Here is a 14,599-nt window from a genome sequence, read left to right as displayed (position 1 = left end):
CGGCATAGACCGGAGCGAGAGGCAGATGGCAGACAACACCGCGCGGAGCAGCGGTCACGATTGGCGTGACCGCGTGCTGACCGACCCCGACATGATCCTTGAGGACCGCGACCTGATGCGCGCCCTCATCTCGGCCAACGAAAGCCAGATGGGTCAGAACATCGTCGACCTGCGCGGCATCGCGATGGACCGGCTGGAGACGCGGCTCGACCGGCTGGAGGATACGCATCGCAGCGTCATCGCCGCCGCCTACGAGAACCTCGCGGGCACCAACCAGATACATCGCTGCGTGCTGCGGCTTCTGGATTGCGACGACCTGTCGGCGATGCTGGACCTGCTGACCGCGGATCTCGCGGACATCCTGCGGGTGGACCGCGTGTCGCTCGTGCTGGAGAGCGCCGAGCCGCAGGCCGCGCCGCATCCGGCCATCGCACCGGTCAAGGACGGCTTCGTGACGACCTACGTGACCCAGGGGCGCGAAGTCCCGGTCCGCCAGATCACCCTTCGGCAGTGCGATACGGCGTCGGACCGCGTCTTCGGTGACGCCGCCGAATGGATCCGGTCCGAGGCGCTGATGCAGCTCGACCTCGGTGAGGGGCGGCTGCCGGGGATGCTGGCGATGGGCGCCGAGGATCCGCACCAGTTCCGCGCCAACCAGGGCACCGAGCTTCTGGCCTTCTTCACCGGCGCGTTCGAGCGGGTGCTGCGCCGCCACCTCGGGTGAGCCTCGAACTCAGCCCCGCCTTGCGCGATGCGCTGGACGCGTGGCTGGCGCATCTGCGGGCCCTCGACGGGGCCTCGCCCGCGACGCTGACGGCCTACGGCGCGGACGTCGCGCAGTTCATGGCGTTCCAGGCGGGCCATCGGGGTGGGCCGATGGGTCTGGGGCAGGTGGCTGGGCTGGGGTCGACCGACATGCGTGCCTGGATGGCGTCCGAGCGGGTGCGCGGCACCGCCGCCCGGTCCGTGGCGCGACGCCTCTCGGCAGTGAAATCCTTCATCCGCTGGCTCTGCGAGCGCGAGGGCTTCGACCCGACCGCCATCCTCTCGACCCGCGCGCCGCGCTTCAAGACGCCGCTGCCGCGCCCCTTGCCGCAGGACGCGGCTAAGGACCTGATCGCAACCGTTGGCTTGCAGCACGCGACGCCCTGGATCGCCGCGCGTGACGTGGCCGTGGTGACGGTGCTCTACGGCTGCGGGCTGCGCATCTCGGAGGGGTTGGGCCTCACCGGCGCGGATGCGCCCCTGCCCGATATGTTGCGCATCCGGGGCAAGGGCGGCAAGGACCGGCTGGTCCCCGTGCTCCCGGCCGCGCGGACGGCGGTGGAGGCCTACCGGCGCGCCTGTCCCCACGATCTCGACGCCGTATCACCCCTCTTCCGGGGCGCGCGGGGCGGGCCGCTGTCGCCGCGCCTCGTGTCGGGCGTGATGGCGCGGGCGCGAATGCAGCTCGGCCTGCCCGCGACCGCCACGCCCCATGCGCTCCGGCACAGCTTCGCGACCCACCTGCTCGAAGCCGGCGGCGACCTGCGCACCATCCAGGAGCTTCTGGGCCATGCCTCGCTCAGCACCACGCAGGCCTATACGGGCGTCGATGCCGCGCACCTGATGGAGACCTACGCCCGCGCGCATCCGCACGGGCGCTGAGCCCTAGCGCCAGCCGGCCTTGGCCGCCGTGACGATGACCTCGACCCGGAAATCCGGCGTCGCCAGCGCGGCCTCGCCCGCGGCGCGGGCGGGTGCATGGCCCTTCGGCACCCAGTCGTCCCAGACCGCGTTCATCTCGGCGAAATCGGCCATGTCGGCCAGCCAGATGATCGCCTGCAGCATGTGCTCGCGGCTCGACCCGGCCTCCTTCAGGAGGGCGTCGACCTTGGCCAACATGTCGCGGGTCTGTTCGGTCACGGTGGCGCCTTCGCCCACCTGCCCCGCCAGATAGATCGTGTCGCCATGGGTCACGATCTGGCTCATCCGGTCGGTCGTATGCTTTCGTTCCAACATGGTCACACCGTGTAGTTGAGGCCGAGGCGTCCGCCGTCGACATAGATGGTTTCGCCCGTTACGTAGCTGGCCTTGTCGGAGGCGAGGAACGCCACGACATCGCCGATCTCGCGCGCGGTGCCGGGCCGCTTCAGGGGCGTGCGCGACATCGCGCGGTCGAAGGCAGCGGGGTCGGCGTTCACCGCAGCCATCATCTCGGTATCGATGCTGCCCGGCCCCACCGCATTGACGCGGATGCCGTGCGGGGCCAGCGCGAGCGACGCCACCTTGGTCAGCTGCATCACGCCGCCCTTCGACGCACAATATCCCGCGATGGCCGGGATCGCGACCTGTGCGTTGATCGAGGACATGTTGACCACCGCGCCCGAGATCCCGTTGTCGATCATCGCGGTCGCGGCGCGCTGGGTGGCGAGGAATACGCCCACGAGGTTGACGTCGAGGACGCGGCGGAAATCGGCCTCGGACATCGTCAGGAAGTCCCCCGCGATGGCGATGCCGGCATTGTTCACGAGGATCGAGGCCGGCCCGACATCGCGCTCCATGTCGTCGAAGAGCTTCGCCACCGCGGCCGGGTCGCCCATGTCGCAGACATAGCCCGTGCCGCCCAAGGCCTTCGCGCTGTCGTGGACACTCTCCTTGATGTCGGCCAGCACGACGCGGCAGCCATCCTCGGCCAGCGCCTCGGCGCAGGCGCGGCCGATGCCCTGCGCGCCCCCGGTGATCAATGCGATGCGGTCCATGGCGATCCTCCCTGTTGCCGGAGATGCTTGAACCCGGTCCGCCTCCGCGTCAACGTGTCCCCATGAAGACCGTCGAACAGCTTGTGGCCGAGGCCCGCACGAAGATCGAGGAATGGGACGTGGCGCGGCTGCGGGCCACGCCCGAGGCCGTGATCGTCGATATCCGCGACGTGCGCGAGCGGGCCAAGGGACGCATCCCGGGCTCGGTTCACGCGCCGCGCGGGATGCTGGAATTCTGGTGGGATCCGACCTCGCCCTATCACCGCGAGGTGTTCGCCGGGCCGGGGCCGTACGTGCTGCATTGCGCGATGGGCTGGCGGTCGGCGCTGGCCGCGGCGACCCTCACCGATATGGGCTTCGAGGTCGCGCATCTGGATGGCGGGATGGAGGCCTGGGTCGAGGCCGCGGCCCCGGTCGAGATCCCGGCGCCGAAGACCGACGCGCCGCAGGGCTAGCGCAGCGCGATCCGCGTCTCGATCGCGTCGATCACCGTGCCGTTCCGGTCCAGCTCGACCCGCCCGACATAGTCGCCGCCGCGCCAGCGCGCCTCGCGCAACCGTCGTCCGCCCGCCCGGAAGAGAAGCGCCTGCGTCCGCTCCAGCACCTGCTCGGTCGCGAAGACGTCGCGGCCGCCCGGGCCGGTGATCGACAGCCGGACGACATCGCCCGCCTGTCCGCCGAAGACCTGTCCCCAGAGGACCAGCGCGGGGGCGGTCACCGGCAGCTCGGCGGCATCGGCCGTCCCGGCCCGGATCGCGTCGAATTCCGGGATCGCGTCCGAGAACCCCGCCGAGAGCAGGCCGCCGGGTGCGTAGTCGGGCGGATCGGACCAGAGCCCCTCGACGAAGGGATCGACGACGGTGTCGCCGCGCCGGACGGTGATGTGGACATGGGGGAACTGGGTGCGCCCGGTCATGCCCATCCGGCCCAGGACATCGCCGGTCTGGACGCGGTCGCCGGGGGTCACGGTGACGGAGCCCTGCGCGAAGTGGCACAGCTGCGTCGACCAGCCGCCGCCATGGTCGATCCGCAGGCCGTTGCCGCAATCCTGCCCCTCGGGGAAGGTGCCGTCGGGAACGGTGTTGCGGATGCCCGCGACGGTCCCCGGCGCGGGCGCGAGAATGGGTACGCCCGCCGCCATCGCCTCGAGATCGGGGACGCGGAAATCGGTGCCCTGATGGCCGTCATAGGCCTGGAATCCCCCGGTATAATCCCGCGCGCCGGGACCGGGATCGGCGTCGACATATTGCTGGATGTCGCAGGTCTCGCCAAGCGTGCAATCGAGCGGGAGGGCCAGCCGGAACTCCTGCGCGGCGGCGGGCGGGGCCACGAACGCGGCGAGCGCGATGGCGGCGACGCGCCATCCGGCGGTGGATGTCGTCGCGCGTAGGTCCCGGACTATGCGATTGCCGCGGGTCGGAGTGCCGTGAACTGGCGCGCGGGGGCGGGGCCTCGCATCGTCGCCCTGCGCCCTCGTCTCGCTCACGGGGCGAAGCGGAGGATGCAGACGCGCAAGCGGCCAGTCGGGAGGCTGCTCCTGCGCAGAACTCGGATCGAGGTGGGACAGCGCCGCGCTTTCGCGCGGATACGCGACGCGGGCCGATGGGCCTGCGAAGCACATCGCGTCATCGGGGCGGGCGCGTTCGGTCAGCGTGGGCGACGGAGGAGCGGTCCGACATGCGATCGCCCGCAACGCCCCCACTGCGCGCACGAAAAGCCCCCGCCGCATCGCTGCGGCGGGGGCGTATGTGTCGGGCCGGGTCACTCCGCCGTCAGGAGCGGCGGCTTCTTGTTGGCGATCTTCGGCGCGCCCGGCTCCTCGATCCGGAGATCGAGTTCGCCGTTCTTGATGCCGACCTTCACAAGGCCGCCCTTGGCGAGCTTGCCGAAGAGCAGCTCCTCGGCGAGCGGCTTCTTGACATGCTCCTGGATGACGCGGGCCAACGGGCGGGCGCCCATCTTGTCGTCATAGCCCTTGTCGGCGATCCATTCCGCCGCCGCACGGGTCAGCTCGATCGTGACGCCGCGATCCAGAAGCTGCGCCTCGAGCTGGAGGACGAACTTCTCGACCACCTGCAGGATCGTCTCCTTCGGCAGGGCGCCGAAGCTGATGATCGCGTCGAGGCGGTTGCGGAACTCGGGCGTGAACGTCCGCTCGATGGCGGCGGTGTCCTCGCCCTCGCGCTTGGAGCGGCCGAAGCCCAGAGGCTCCCGCGCGGCATCCGAGGCGCCGGCGTTCGACGTCATGATCAGGACGACGTTCCGGAAGTCCACCGCCCGGCCGTTATGGTCGGTCAGCCTGCCGTGATCCATCACCTGCAGGAGGATGTTGAACACGTCCGGATGGGCCTTCTCGATCTCGTCGAGCAGCAGCACGCAATGCGGGTGCTGGTCGACGCCATCGGTCAGAAGGCCGCCCTGGTCGAAGCCGACATAGCCCGGCGGTGCACCGATCAGGCGCGAGACGGCGTGCTTCTCCATGTATTCCGACATGTCGAAGCGCAGCATCTCGACGCCGAGCGTATCGGCGAGCTGCTTGGCCACCTCGGTCTTGCCGACGCCCGTGGGCCCCGCGAAGAGGTAGTTGCCGATCGGCTTCTCGGGCTCGCGCAGACCCGCGCGGGCCAGCTTGATGGCCGAGGCCAGCGCCTCGATCGCCGGGTCCTGACCGAAGACGACGCGCTTGAGCGAGCCTTCGAGGTCGCGCAGCACCTCCTGGTCGTCCTTCGAGACGGTCTTGGGCGGGATGCGGGCGATCTTGGCCACGACGGCCTCGATCTCCTTGACGCCGATGGTCTTGCGCCGCTTCGACTCGGTCACCAGCGCCTGGGCCGCGCCCGCCTCGTCGATCACGTCGATCGCCTTGTCGGGCAGCTTGCGGTCGTTGACGTAGCGCGCCGACAGCTCGACCGCCGACTTGATGGCATCGGCCGTGTACTTGATCGAATGGTGATCCTCGAAGCGCGACTTGAGACCCTTGAGGATCTTGACGGTGTCCTCGACCGTCGGCTCGTTGACGTCGATCTTCTGGAACCGGCGCGACAGGGCGCGGTCCTTCTCGAAATGCTGCCGGAACTCCTTGTAGGTTGTGGAGCCCATGGTCCGCAGCTTGCCGCCCGCAAGCGCGGGCTTGAGGAGGTTGGACGCGTCCATCGCGCCGCCGGACGTGGCGCCGGCGCCGATCACGGTATGGATCTCGTCGATGAAGAGGACGGCGTCGGGATGCTCCTCGAGCTCGGTGACGACGGCCTTGAGGCGTTCCTCGAAATCGCCGCGATAGCGCGTGCCCGCCAGGAGCGCGCCCATGTCGAGCGAATAGATCGTGGCACCCGACAGAACCTCGGGCACCTCGCCCTTGACGATCTTGAGGGCCAGGCCCTCGGCGATGGCGGTCTTGCCGACGCCCGGATCGCCCACTAGGAGCGGGTTGTTCTTGCGTCGGCGGCAGAGCACCTGGATCGACCGCTCGACCTCGTGCTCGCGCCCGATCAGCGGGTCGATATCGCCGTCCGAGGACTTCTTGTTGAGATCGACCGTGTACTTGGCCAGCGCGCTTTCGCGGTTCTCGGACGGGTTGGGCCCACCCTCGCCGCCGCCGCCGAAGCCCTCGTCTTCCTCGTCGGAACCCTGCAGCGGACGCGCCTCGCCGAAATCGGGGTCCTTGGCGACGCCGTGGGCGATGAAGTTGACCGCGTCGTAGCGGGTCATGTCCTGCTCCTGCAGGAAATAGGCGGCATTCGATTCCCGCTCGGCGAAGATCGCGACGAGGACGTTGGCGCCAGTCACCTCGGTCCGGCCGGAGGACTGGACATGGATCGCGGCGCGCTGGATCACGCGCTGGAAGGCGGCGGTGGGCACGGCTTCGGAGCCCTCGACATCGGTGACGAGGGTGGAGAGATCGTCCTCGATGAAGGCTTCGACCGTCTGTCGCAGCTCGTCGAGGTCGACGCCGCAGGCCTGCATGACGCGGGCGGCATCCGGCTCGTCGATGAGGACCAGCAGGAGATGTTCGAGGGTGGCGAGTTCGTGGCGCCGGGCATTGGCCTGGGCCAGAGCCGCATGGATGGCTTGCTCGAGGGTATTCGAGAACGACGGCATGATGTTCTCCTCAGCCTGTCTGCGGTCCACGGGGGTATAGACCGCGTTCCTTTAAGTTTTGGTTGTCGCCCGCCTCGCTTCAAGCCTTTTCGTGGCCGGTGCGACCTCGTTTCACCCGAAGGTGACCGATTTGTCGGCGGGGACGTTGCATCAGAAGGCATCCTTCGCACGCCGGGCGGCGGCAAAGGTGTCGGTGTCCGATTGTTCGATGGTTCCGGTCGCGGCCTTCAGAGCGGGGTCGTGGGCACGCAGGAACGGGTTGGTGTGACGCTCAAGCCCGAGTGTGGAGGGGACGGAAGGCTCACCCTCCGACCGCAGTCGCTCCGTCTCGGTCTGTCTAGAAATAAGCGCCGGGTTGCCCGGTTCAAGGCTGCGCGCGAAGGCGAGGTTCGAGGTCGTGTACTCGTGACCCGACGCGATCAGCATGTCGTCGGGAAGGTCGGCGAATTGCGCGAGGCTCGCGTGCATCTGCTCGGGCGTACCTTCGAAGAGGCGTCCGCAGCCCGCGGCCATCAGGCTGTCGCCGGTGAAGGCCACGTCGTCGAAGAGGAACGCGATATGTCCGATCGTATGCCCCGAGACGTCGATGATGCCCGCGCGCGCGGTGCCGATCTCGATCACGTCGCCGGGGGCGAGCGCGTGATCGAGCGGCGGCAGGCGGTGGGCGTCGGCGGCCGCCCCCCAGACCTTCGCCCCCGTCGCCGCCACGAGGTCGGCCACCCCGTCGACATGGTCCCAGTGGTGATGCGTCAGCAGGATGTCCGTCAGCGGCCGCCCGTCCAGCGCCGCGAGGATCGGCCCCGCCTCGGGGACGTCGACCACGGCACGGCGGTCGCCGCTCTCGAAGAGGAAGGCGTAATTGTCCGACAGGCAGGGGATCGTGGTCAGGCTATCGCGGATGGTCATGGCTTTCTCCCGGTGTCGGGGTAAGCATGGCGCGACGCGACGACGGGGCAATGCGAAACCGATGCATCTGGATGTGCTGGACCTGCGGCAGTTCTACTATCGCACGCGGCTGGGCCGCGCGGCGCAGAAGGCCGTGCGCGACCGGCTGACCGCGCTCTGGCCCGAGGCCAAGGGCCAGACCGTCGCGGGGTTCGGCTTCGCGGTGCCGCTGCTGCGGCCGTATCTTGCGGATGCGCGGCGCGTGATCGGGCTGATGCCCGCGCCGCAGGGGGTGATGCACTGGCCCGCGGGTATGAAGAACGTCTCGGTGCTGGTCGAGGAGACGCTCTGGCCGATCGAGACGGGCGCGGTGGACAAGCTAGTGCTGCTGCACGGGCTGGATACGTCCGAGAACCCGACGGCCCTTCTGGACGAATGCGCCCGCGTGCTGGGGCCGGGCGGGCGCGCGGTCTTCATCGTGCCGAACCGCTCGGGCCTCTGGGCGCGGCGGGACCGGACGCCCTTCGGCTTCGGGCGGCCCTATTCGCTGGGCCAGCTCGAGGCACAGGTCAAGCGAGCGGGCCTCGTTCCGGAGCGCCACGCGGCGGCCCTTTTCGCGCCGCCCTCGGCCAGCAATTTCTGGCTGCGCGCGGGCGGCGTGGTGGAGCGGATGGGCCAGCGGCTCAGCCGGTCGGGCGGCGGCGGCGTGATCTTCCTCGAAGTGTCCAAGCAGGTGCCCGCGCGTCCGCGGCCCGGCCTGGCCGAGCGGGTCAGGCGCCCGCTGCGCGTTCTCGAGGGCGTGCCCGAGCCGACGGCGGCCGGTCGCACGGGTTGACCGGGGCGGGGGCGGCGCCCAGAGTGGCGGCGTTTCGATCTGCGGGCCGCCGCAGTCCCCCCGCGCATGCCGCGGGGTCGTCCGTTCTGATCGAAAGCACCAATCCATGACCATGATCCGCACCGCCCGACCGGCGGACCACCCGACGATCGTCGACATCGCCGTCCGATCCGGCCTGTTCGACGCAGACGACGCCGCAGCCTTCGGCGAGAGCCTGCGCGAGACGGCCGCCGGAACCGTCCTCTTCGTAGATGGCGACGGCCACGGGGCCGCTATGCTGGCCCCCGAGGCGATGTCCGACGCGGTCTGGAACCTCTTGTTCCTCGCGGTAGATCCGTCCGCGCAGCGCGCCGGGATCGGCCGCGCGCTCGTGACCGAGGCCGAGGCCCATGCCCGTGCCGCCGGGGGCCGGATGCTCCTGATCGACACGGCGTCGGTCGAGGATCAGGCCGCCGCGCGGGCGCTCTATGCCAGCCTCAGGTTCGACCGCGTCGCCACCATACCGGGCTATTACGGCGACGGGATCGACAAGGTGACCTACCTGCGACGGCTCTGATCGGGGGCGACGGCAGGATCGGCGCATCCGTGTGGCGATCCCGACGAAGCTGACGGCGATGAAGAAGACCTGGATCACCAGCGAGGCGATGTTGAAGGCGTGCCCGAGGCTGGCCATCACCATCCCGGCGGCGAGGAGGTTGAGGACGAAATAGGTGACGCGATCGGTGCTGAGCCAGCGGGACGTCACGAGGGTGTAGTTGACGATGTAGCAGGCGGCGCCGGCGAGGCCGAGCAGTTGGAGGACGGGCACGCCGGCGAGTTCTATCTGCATTCCGGTCTCCTTCAGCGTGGCCTGCGGGCCCGGCGGTGATCGACCGGGCTGCCCCCTGACCTAGCGGCAGGCGCGGCGGCGGGAGAGTGGGGGAAACCCGACCCCGAACGTGATTCTCCGGGTTGCGCGCGGGTCGGGGCTGGGTGCCGCGATCGCCCATGCGGCAGTGCGGCATGACGGCGTGTCCGAGGTTGCGGCGCAGGGGTGTTGGCTGCGACGAAACCGCATGCTGGACGCTGGTTGCAGCAGCCAAACCCCTCTGCTAGAGGGAGCGCGAAATCGTGATCGGACCCCTCGGGACCGATCTGAAATGGGCTGCCACCGGGGGATCGGGGACAGTTCGACCGATTATCGAAAGGGTGGACGTGTCCGAACCAGCTTCGATCTCGATGGGGATTGCCGCGCGCTACGCGCAAGCCGTCTTCGACCTCAGCCGCGATGCCGGCGACCTCAAGAAGCTGGAGTCGGATGTCACCGCCCTCGACGATGCCATCGCGGCCTCGCCTGAGCTGCGCGAGGTTCTAACCTCGCCGGTGGTCTCGCGCACCGATCAGGGCAACGCGCTGGCCGCCCTCGCCGCGAAGATGGGTCTGACCGACACCGTCTCGAACGTGCTGGCGCTGATGGCGTCGAAGCGGCGGCTCTTCGTGGTGCCGCAGATGGTCAAGGCCCTCAAGGACATGCTGTCGGACGAAAAGGGCGAGGTGACCGCCGAGGTCCGCACGGCCAAGGCCCTGTCGAAGGCCCAGTCCGACAAGCTCGCCTCGACGCTCAAGGCGTCGACGGGCAAGGACGTCAACCTAGATGTGACCGTGGACGACGCGCTGATCGGCGGTCTCGTGGTCAAGATCGGCTCGCGCATGATCGACACCTCGATCCGCGCGAAGCTCAACGCACTCCAGAATACGATGAAAGAGGTCCGCTGATGGCCATTCAGGCAGCCGAGATTTCCGCGATCCTGAAGGATCAGATCAAGAACTTCGGCCAAGAGGCCGAGGTCGCCGAGGTCGGTCGCGTCCTGTCGGTCGGCGACGGCATCGCGCGCGTCTACGGCCTCGACAACGTCCAGGCCGGCGAGATGGTCGAGTTTCCGGGCGGCATCCAGGGCATGGCCCTGAACCTCGAAGCCGACAACGTGGGCGTCGTGATCTTCGGCTCGGACCGGGACATCAAGGAAGGCGACACCGTCAAGCGCACGAACTCGATCGTGGACGTGCCCGCGGGCGACGCGCTGCTGGGCCGTGTCGTGGACGGCCTCGGCAACCCGCTGGACGGCAAGGGCCCGATCAAGGCCACCGAGCGCCGCGTGGCCGACGTCAAGGCGCCGGGTATCATCCCGCGCAAATCCGTTCACGAGCCGATGGCCACGGGCCTGAAGTCCGTCGACGCCATGATCCCGATCGGCCGTGGCCAGCGCGAGCTGATCATCGGCGACCGCCAGACCGGCAAGACCGCCGTGGCGCTCGACGCGATCCTGAACCAGGCGAGCTACAACAAGGCCGCCGGCGACGATGAGTCGAAGAAGCTCTACTGCGTCTACGTCGCGATCGGCCAGAAGCGCTCGACCGTGGCGCAGCTCGTGAAGCGCCTCGAGGAATCGGGCGCCATCGACTATTCCATCGTCGTCGCCGCGACCGCCTCCGAGCCCGCGCCGATGCAGTTCCTCGCGCCCTACGCCGCGACCGCGATGGCCGAGTATTTCCGCGACAACGGCCGCCATGCGCTGATTGTCTACGACGACCTCTCGAAGCAGGCCGTGTCCTACCGCCAGATGTCGCTCCTGCTGCGCCGCCCGCCCGGCCGCGAAGCCTATCCGGGCGACGTGTTCTACCTCCACTCGCGCCTGCTGGAGCGGTCGTGCAAGCTGGGCGACGAGGCCGGGAACGGCTCGCTGACGGCGCTGCCGATCATCGAGACGCAGGGCGGCGACGTGTCGGCGTTCATCCCGACCAACGTGATCTCGATCACCGACGGCCAGATCTTCCTCGAGACGGAGCTGTTCTTCCAGGGCATCCGCCCCGCCGTGAACACCGGCCTCTCGGTGTCGCGCGTCGGCTCGTCGGCCCAGACGGACTCGATGAAGTCGGTCGCCGGTCCCGTGAAGCTTTCGCTCGCGCAGTATCGCGAGATGGCGGCCTTCGCGCAGTTCGGCTCGGATCTCGACGCCTCGACGCAGCAGCTTCTGGCCCGCGGCGCGCGCCTGACCGAGCTGATGAAGCAGCCGCAATATTCGCCGCTGACCAATGCCGAGATCGTGGCCGTCATCTATGCGGGCACCAAGGGTTACCTCGACAAGGTGCCGGTCAAGGATGTCGGCCGCTGGGAGGCGGGCCTGCTGAGCCACATGCGCGGCGCGGGCAAGGACGTGCTCGACTGGATCACCAAGGACGACCCCAAGATCAAGGGCGACGCCGAGGACAAGCTGAAGGCCGAGATCGACGCATACGCCAAGACCTTCGCGTAAGGCCGGACGATGCCCAATCTCAAGGACCTCAAGAACCGGATCGCGACGGTCAAGTCGACCCGCAAGATCACCAAGGCCATGCAGATGGTCGCGGCGGCCAAGCTCCGTCGTGCCCAGGACGCCGCCGAGGCGAGCCGCCCCTACACGGAGCGGTTCAACGCGGTGCTGTCGTCGCTGGCCGCCGGTGCCGGCGACAGCGACACGGCCCCGAAGCTTCTGTCGGGGACGGGCTCGGACGAGACGCATCTGCTGATCGTGCTGACCGCCGAGCGCGGGCTCTGCGGTGGCTTCAACGCGAATATCGCCAAGCTGGCGAAGGCCCATGCCCAGAAGCTTCTGGGCGCGGGCAAGACCGTCAAGATCCTGACCGTCGGCAAGAAGGGCCGCGAGTCGCTCAAGCGTGAATACGGCCAGTACAATGTCGGGCATATCGACCTGACCGAGGTGAAGCGCATCGGGTATGCCGATGCCGCGGGCATCGCGGCGGACGTGCTCAAGCGGTTCGACGCGGGCGAGTTCGACGTGGCGACGCTGTTCTACGCCAAGTTCAACTCGGTGATCTCGCAGGATCCGACCGCGCAGCAGGTCATTCCCTTCGACGTCCCCGAGGATGCCGAGACGGGATCGCTCTATGACTACGAGCCGAACGAGGAGGCGATCCTCGCCGACCTTCTGCCGCGCGGCGTGGCGACGGCGATCTTCTCGGCCCTGCTCGAGAACGCGGCCTCCGAACAGGGCGCGCGGATGTCGGCGATGGACAACGCGACCCGCAACGCGGGCGAGATGATCGACAAGCTGACCATCGAGTACAACCGCTCGCGGCAGGCCGTCATCACCAACGAGCTGATCGAAATCATTTCGGGCGCCGAGGCGCTCTGACCGAACCGGAGACACACGACATGGCAAACGCAGTCGGCAAGATTACCCAGGTCATCGGCGCCGTCGTCGACGTTCAGTTCGACGATGCCCTGCCCGAGATCCTCAACGCGCTCGAGACGGACAACCACGGCAACCGCCTCGTCCTCGAAGTCGCCCAGCATCTCGGCGAGAATACCGTCCGCGCGATCGCGATGGACGCCACCGAGGGTCTGGTCCGCGGCCAGGAGGTCAAGGACACGGGCGGCCCGATCACAATCCCCGTGGGCAACGCCACGCTGGGCCGCATCCTGAACGTCGTGGGCGAGCCCGTCGACGAGGGCGCGCCCGTCGAGGCCGACGAGCATCGCTCGATCCACGCCGACGCGCCCGAGTTCCAGGCCCAGTCGACCGAGAGCGCCGTGCTCGAGACCGGCATCAAGGTCATCGACCTGCTGGCGCCCTATGCCAAGGGCGGCAAGATCGGCCTCTTTGGTGGTGCGGGCGTCGGCAAGACGGTCCTGATCATGGAGCTGATCAACAACATCGCCAAGGTCCACTCGGGCTTCTCGGTCTTCGCCGGCGTGGGCGAGCGGACGCGCGAGGGCAACGACCTCTATCACGAGATGATCGAATCCGGCGTCATCGTCCCCGACGACCTGTCGCAGTCGAAGGTGTCGCTGGTCTACGGCCAGATGAACGAGCCTCCCGGTGCGCGCATGCGCGTGGCCCTGACCGGCCTGACGCTGGCCGAGCAGTTCCGCGACCAGTCGGGCACGGACGTTTTGTTCTTCGTCGACAACATCTTCCGCTTCACGCAGGCGGGCTCCGAGGTGTCGGCGCTTTTGGGCCGTATTCCCTCCGCCGTGGGCTACCAGCCGACGCTGGCCACCGACATGGGCCAGATGCAGGAGCGGATCACCTCGACCAAGCAGGGCTCGATCACCTCGGTGCAGGCCGTCTACGTGCCCGCCGACGACCTGACCGACCCCGCGCCCGCCACGTCGTTTGCCCACCTCGACGCCACGACCGTTCTGTCGCGCGCCATCTCCGAGCTGGGCATCTACCCGGCCGTGGACCCGCTCGACTCGACCTCGCGCCTGCTCGACCCCGCCGTCATCGGCGAGGAACATTACGCCGTCGCGCGTGACGTGCAGGGCATCCTCCAGCGCTACAAGTCGCTGCAGGACATCATCGCGATCCTCGGGATGGACGAGCTCTCGGAAGAGGACAAGCTGACCGTGGCCCGCGCCCGGAAGATCCAGCGCTTCCTCAGCCAGCCCTTCGACGTGGCCAAGGTCTTCACCGGCGCCGACGGCAAGCAGGTTCCGCTGGCCGAGACGGTCGCGTCCTTCAAGGCCGTGGTCGCTGGCGAGTACGATCACCTGCCCGAAGGCGCCTTCTACATGGTCGGCGGCATCGACGAGGTGAAGGCCAAGGCCGAGAAGATGGCGGCCGAGGCGGCCTGATGCAGTTCGAACTCGTCTCTCCCGAGCGGCGGCTGGCGTCCATGGACGACGCCGATGCCGTGCGCATCCCCGGCGCGGACGGGGACATGACCGCGATGGCCGACCACGCGCCGACCATCACGACCCTGCGGCCCGGTATCCTGACGGTCGAGGCCCCCGGCGGCGCGCAGAAATTCGCGGTCACCGGCGGCTTCGCCGAGATCGGCTCGGGCGTCACCGTCCTGGCCGAGCGGGCGCTGCCGGTGGACGACGTCACGCAGGAGACCTTCGACGACTGGGTCGACCAGGCGCGCACCGCCCGTGACGAGGCGGGCGACGACGCGGTCGACGCGGCGGTCAAGCTTCTGGCCGACATGGTCGCGATGGGCGGCGAGATCGGCCTCAATTCGAACCAGCCCAACCTCTGATCCCGGCGGGATCTGC

At 68.7% G+C, this 14,599-nt stretch carries 15 protein-coding genes and 1 pseudogene; 10 read left to right on the top strand and 6 right to left on the bottom strand.

Annotation, left to right across the window (positions count from 1 at the left end; all coding sequences use genetic code 11):
- Positions 1-25: 25 nt before the first annotated feature.
- A complete protein-coding gene (locus tag ACK8OR_RS09775; protein ID WP_410189210.1) occupies positions 26-724 on the top strand; it encodes a DUF484 family protein in 699 nt (232 codons plus the stop codon).
- Entirely contained in the window at positions 721-1,647 is a 927-nt protein-coding gene (locus ACK8OR_RS09770) for a tyrosine recombinase XerC (RefSeq protein ID WP_410189209.1), read from the top strand. Before ACK8OR_RS09775 ends, ACK8OR_RS09770 begins: the two co-directional genes overlap by 4 nt.
- Positions 1,648-1,650: 3 nt before the next feature.
- On the opposite strand, the gene ACK8OR_RS09765 is transcribed toward ACK8OR_RS09770, so the two are convergent.
- Both ACK8OR_RS09765 and ACK8OR_RS09760 read right to left on the bottom strand, forming a co-directional pair.
- Positions 1,651-2,001 (bottom strand): RidA family protein, encoded by a 351-nt coding sequence (locus ACK8OR_RS09765; RefSeq protein ID WP_410189208.1) that lies wholly within the window; start codon positions 1,999-2,001, stop codon positions 1,651-1,653.
- Positions 2,002-2,003: 2 nt separating this feature from the next.
- On the bottom strand, positions 2,004-2,741 hold the full coding sequence (locus ACK8OR_RS09760) for an SDR family NAD(P)-dependent oxidoreductase (RefSeq protein WP_410189207.1): 738 nt from the start codon (positions 2,739-2,741) through the stop codon (positions 2,004-2,006).
- A gap of 62 nt (positions 2,742-2,803) precedes the next feature.
- On the opposite strand from ACK8OR_RS09760, the gene ACK8OR_RS09755 reads away from it, so the two are divergent.
- On the top strand, positions 2,804-3,196 hold the full coding sequence (locus ACK8OR_RS09755) for a rhodanese-like domain-containing protein (protein ID WP_410189206.1): 393 nt from the start codon (positions 2,804-2,806) through the stop codon (positions 3,194-3,196).
- Here ACK8OR_RS09755 and ACK8OR_RS09750 read toward each other — a convergent pair.
- From ACK8OR_RS09750 to gloB, 3 genes are all read right to left on the bottom strand, one after another.
- On the bottom strand, positions 3,193-4,227 hold the full coding sequence (locus tag ACK8OR_RS09750) for a M23 family metallopeptidase (protein WP_410189205.1): 1,035 nt from the start codon (positions 4,225-4,227) through the stop codon (positions 3,193-3,195). The two genes, ACK8OR_RS09755 and ACK8OR_RS09750, sit on opposite strands and share 4 nt — an antisense overlap.
- Before the next feature lie 275 nt (positions 4,228-4,502).
- Entirely contained in the window at positions 4,503-6,839 is a 2,337-nt protein-coding gene (gene clpA, locus ACK8OR_RS09745) for an ATP-dependent Clp protease ATP-binding subunit ClpA (RefSeq protein ID WP_410189204.1), read from the bottom strand.
- 150 nt (positions 6,840-6,989) lie between these two features.
- A complete protein-coding gene (gene gloB / locus ACK8OR_RS09740) occupies positions 6,990-7,745 on the bottom strand; it encodes a hydroxyacylglutathione hydrolase (protein ID WP_410189203.1) in 756 nt (251 codons plus the stop codon).
- Positions 7,746-7,806: 61 nt separating this feature from the next.
- Between gloB and ACK8OR_RS09735 the strand changes: the two genes are divergently transcribed.
- On the top strand, positions 7,807-8,559 hold the full coding sequence (locus ACK8OR_RS09735) for a class I SAM-dependent methyltransferase (protein ID WP_410189202.1): 753 nt from the start codon (positions 7,807-7,809) through the stop codon (positions 8,557-8,559).
- A gap of 106 nt (positions 8,560-8,665) precedes the next feature.
- Positions 8,666-9,115 (top strand): GNAT family N-acetyltransferase, encoded by a 450-nt coding sequence (locus ACK8OR_RS09730; protein WP_410189201.1) that lies wholly within the window; start codon positions 8,666-8,668, stop codon positions 9,113-9,115.
- A gap of 45 nt (positions 9,116-9,160) precedes the next feature.
- Here the strand turns inward: ACK8OR_RS09730 and ACK8OR_RS09725 are convergent.
- Positions 9,161-9,388 (bottom strand): annotated as a pseudogene (locus tag ACK8OR_RS09725) (CBU_0592 family membrane protein); the annotation flags it as partial.
- A 365-nt stretch (positions 9,389-9,753) separates the two neighbouring features.
- Here ACK8OR_RS09725 and ACK8OR_RS09720 point away from each other — a divergent pair.
- From ACK8OR_RS09720 to ACK8OR_RS09700, 5 genes are read left to right on the top strand one after another with little or no spacing between them, the layout of a single operon-like run.
- Positions 9,754-10,314 carry a F0F1 ATP synthase subunit delta gene (locus ACK8OR_RS09720; protein WP_410189200.1) on the top strand — a complete coding sequence of 187 codons (561 nt, stop codon included), beginning with the start codon at positions 9,754-9,756 and terminating at the stop codon, positions 10,312-10,314.
- Positions 10,314-11,852 carry a F0F1 ATP synthase subunit alpha gene (gene atpA, locus ACK8OR_RS09715; protein WP_410189199.1) on the top strand — a complete coding sequence of 513 codons (1,539 nt, stop codon included), beginning with the start codon at positions 10,314-10,316 and terminating at the stop codon, positions 11,850-11,852. The genes ACK8OR_RS09720 and atpA overlap by 1 nt, the downstream gene beginning before the upstream one ends.
- Positions 11,853-11,861: 9 nt before the next feature.
- Positions 11,862-12,731, top strand: a complete 870-nt coding sequence (locus ACK8OR_RS09710) for a F0F1 ATP synthase subunit gamma (protein WP_410189198.1) — start codon at positions 11,862-11,864, stop codon at positions 12,729-12,731.
- A 20-nt stretch (positions 12,732-12,751) separates the two neighbouring features.
- Positions 12,752-14,176: a F0F1 ATP synthase subunit beta gene (atpD, locus tag ACK8OR_RS09705; RefSeq protein ID WP_410189197.1), complete on the top strand. Its 1,425-nt coding sequence runs from the start codon at positions 12,752-12,754 to the stop codon at positions 14,174-14,176.
- Positions 14,176-14,583 carry a F0F1 ATP synthase subunit epsilon gene (locus tag ACK8OR_RS09700; protein ID WP_298436230.1) on the top strand — a complete coding sequence of 136 codons (408 nt, stop codon included), beginning with the start codon at positions 14,176-14,178 and terminating at the stop codon, positions 14,581-14,583. The genes atpD and ACK8OR_RS09700 overlap by 1 nt, the downstream gene beginning before the upstream one ends.
- Positions 14,584-14,599 lie beyond the last annotated feature (16 nt).

Origin of the sequence: Jannaschia halovivens (assembly GCF_046452375.1) — a bacterium.
Classification (GTDB): domain Bacteria; phylum Pseudomonadota; class Alphaproteobacteria; order Rhodobacterales; family Rhodobacteraceae; genus Jannaschia; species Jannaschia halovivens.
This window is presented reverse-complemented; position numbering and strand designations above follow the sequence as displayed.

Coding starts and splice junctions, on each gene's coding strand:
- atpD (WP_410189197.1), top strand. CDS start 12,752: ATGGCAAACGCAGTCGGCAAGATTACCCAGGTCATCGGCGCCGTCGTC.
- gloB (WP_410189203.1), bottom strand. CDS start 7,745: ATGACCATCCGCGATAGCCTGACCACGATCCCCTGCCTGTCGGACAAT.
- ACK8OR_RS09755 (WP_410189206.1), top strand. CDS start 2,804: ATGAAGACCGTCGAACAGCTTGTGGCCGAGGCCCGCACGAAGATCGAG.
- ACK8OR_RS09710 (WP_410189198.1), top strand. CDS start 11,862: ATGCCCAATCTCAAGGACCTCAAGAACCGGATCGCGACGGTCAAGTCG.
- ACK8OR_RS09765 (WP_410189208.1), bottom strand. CDS start 2,001: ATGTTGGAACGAAAGCATACGACCGACCGGATGAGCCAGATCGTGACC.
- ACK8OR_RS09735 (WP_410189202.1), top strand. CDS start 7,807: ATGCATCTGGATGTGCTGGACCTGCGGCAGTTCTACTATCGCACGCGG.
- clpA (WP_410189204.1), bottom strand. CDS start 6,839: ATGCCGTCGTTCTCGAATACCCTCGAGCAAGCCATCCATGCGGCTCTG.
- ACK8OR_RS09730 (WP_410189201.1), top strand. CDS start 8,666: ATGACCATGATCCGCACCGCCCGACCGGCGGACCACCCGACGATCGTC.
- atpA (WP_410189199.1), top strand. CDS start 10,314: ATGGCCATTCAGGCAGCCGAGATTTCCGCGATCCTGAAGGATCAGATC.
- ACK8OR_RS09700 (WP_298436230.1), top strand. CDS start 14,176: ATGCAGTTCGAACTCGTCTCTCCCGAGCGGCGGCTGGCGTCCATGGAC.
- ACK8OR_RS09760 (WP_410189207.1), bottom strand. CDS start 2,741: ATGGACCGCATCGCATTGATCACCGGGGGCGCGCAGGGCATCGGCCGC.
- ACK8OR_RS09775 (WP_410189210.1), top strand. CDS start 26: ATGGCAGACAACACCGCGCGGAGCAGCGGTCACGATTGGCGTGACCGC.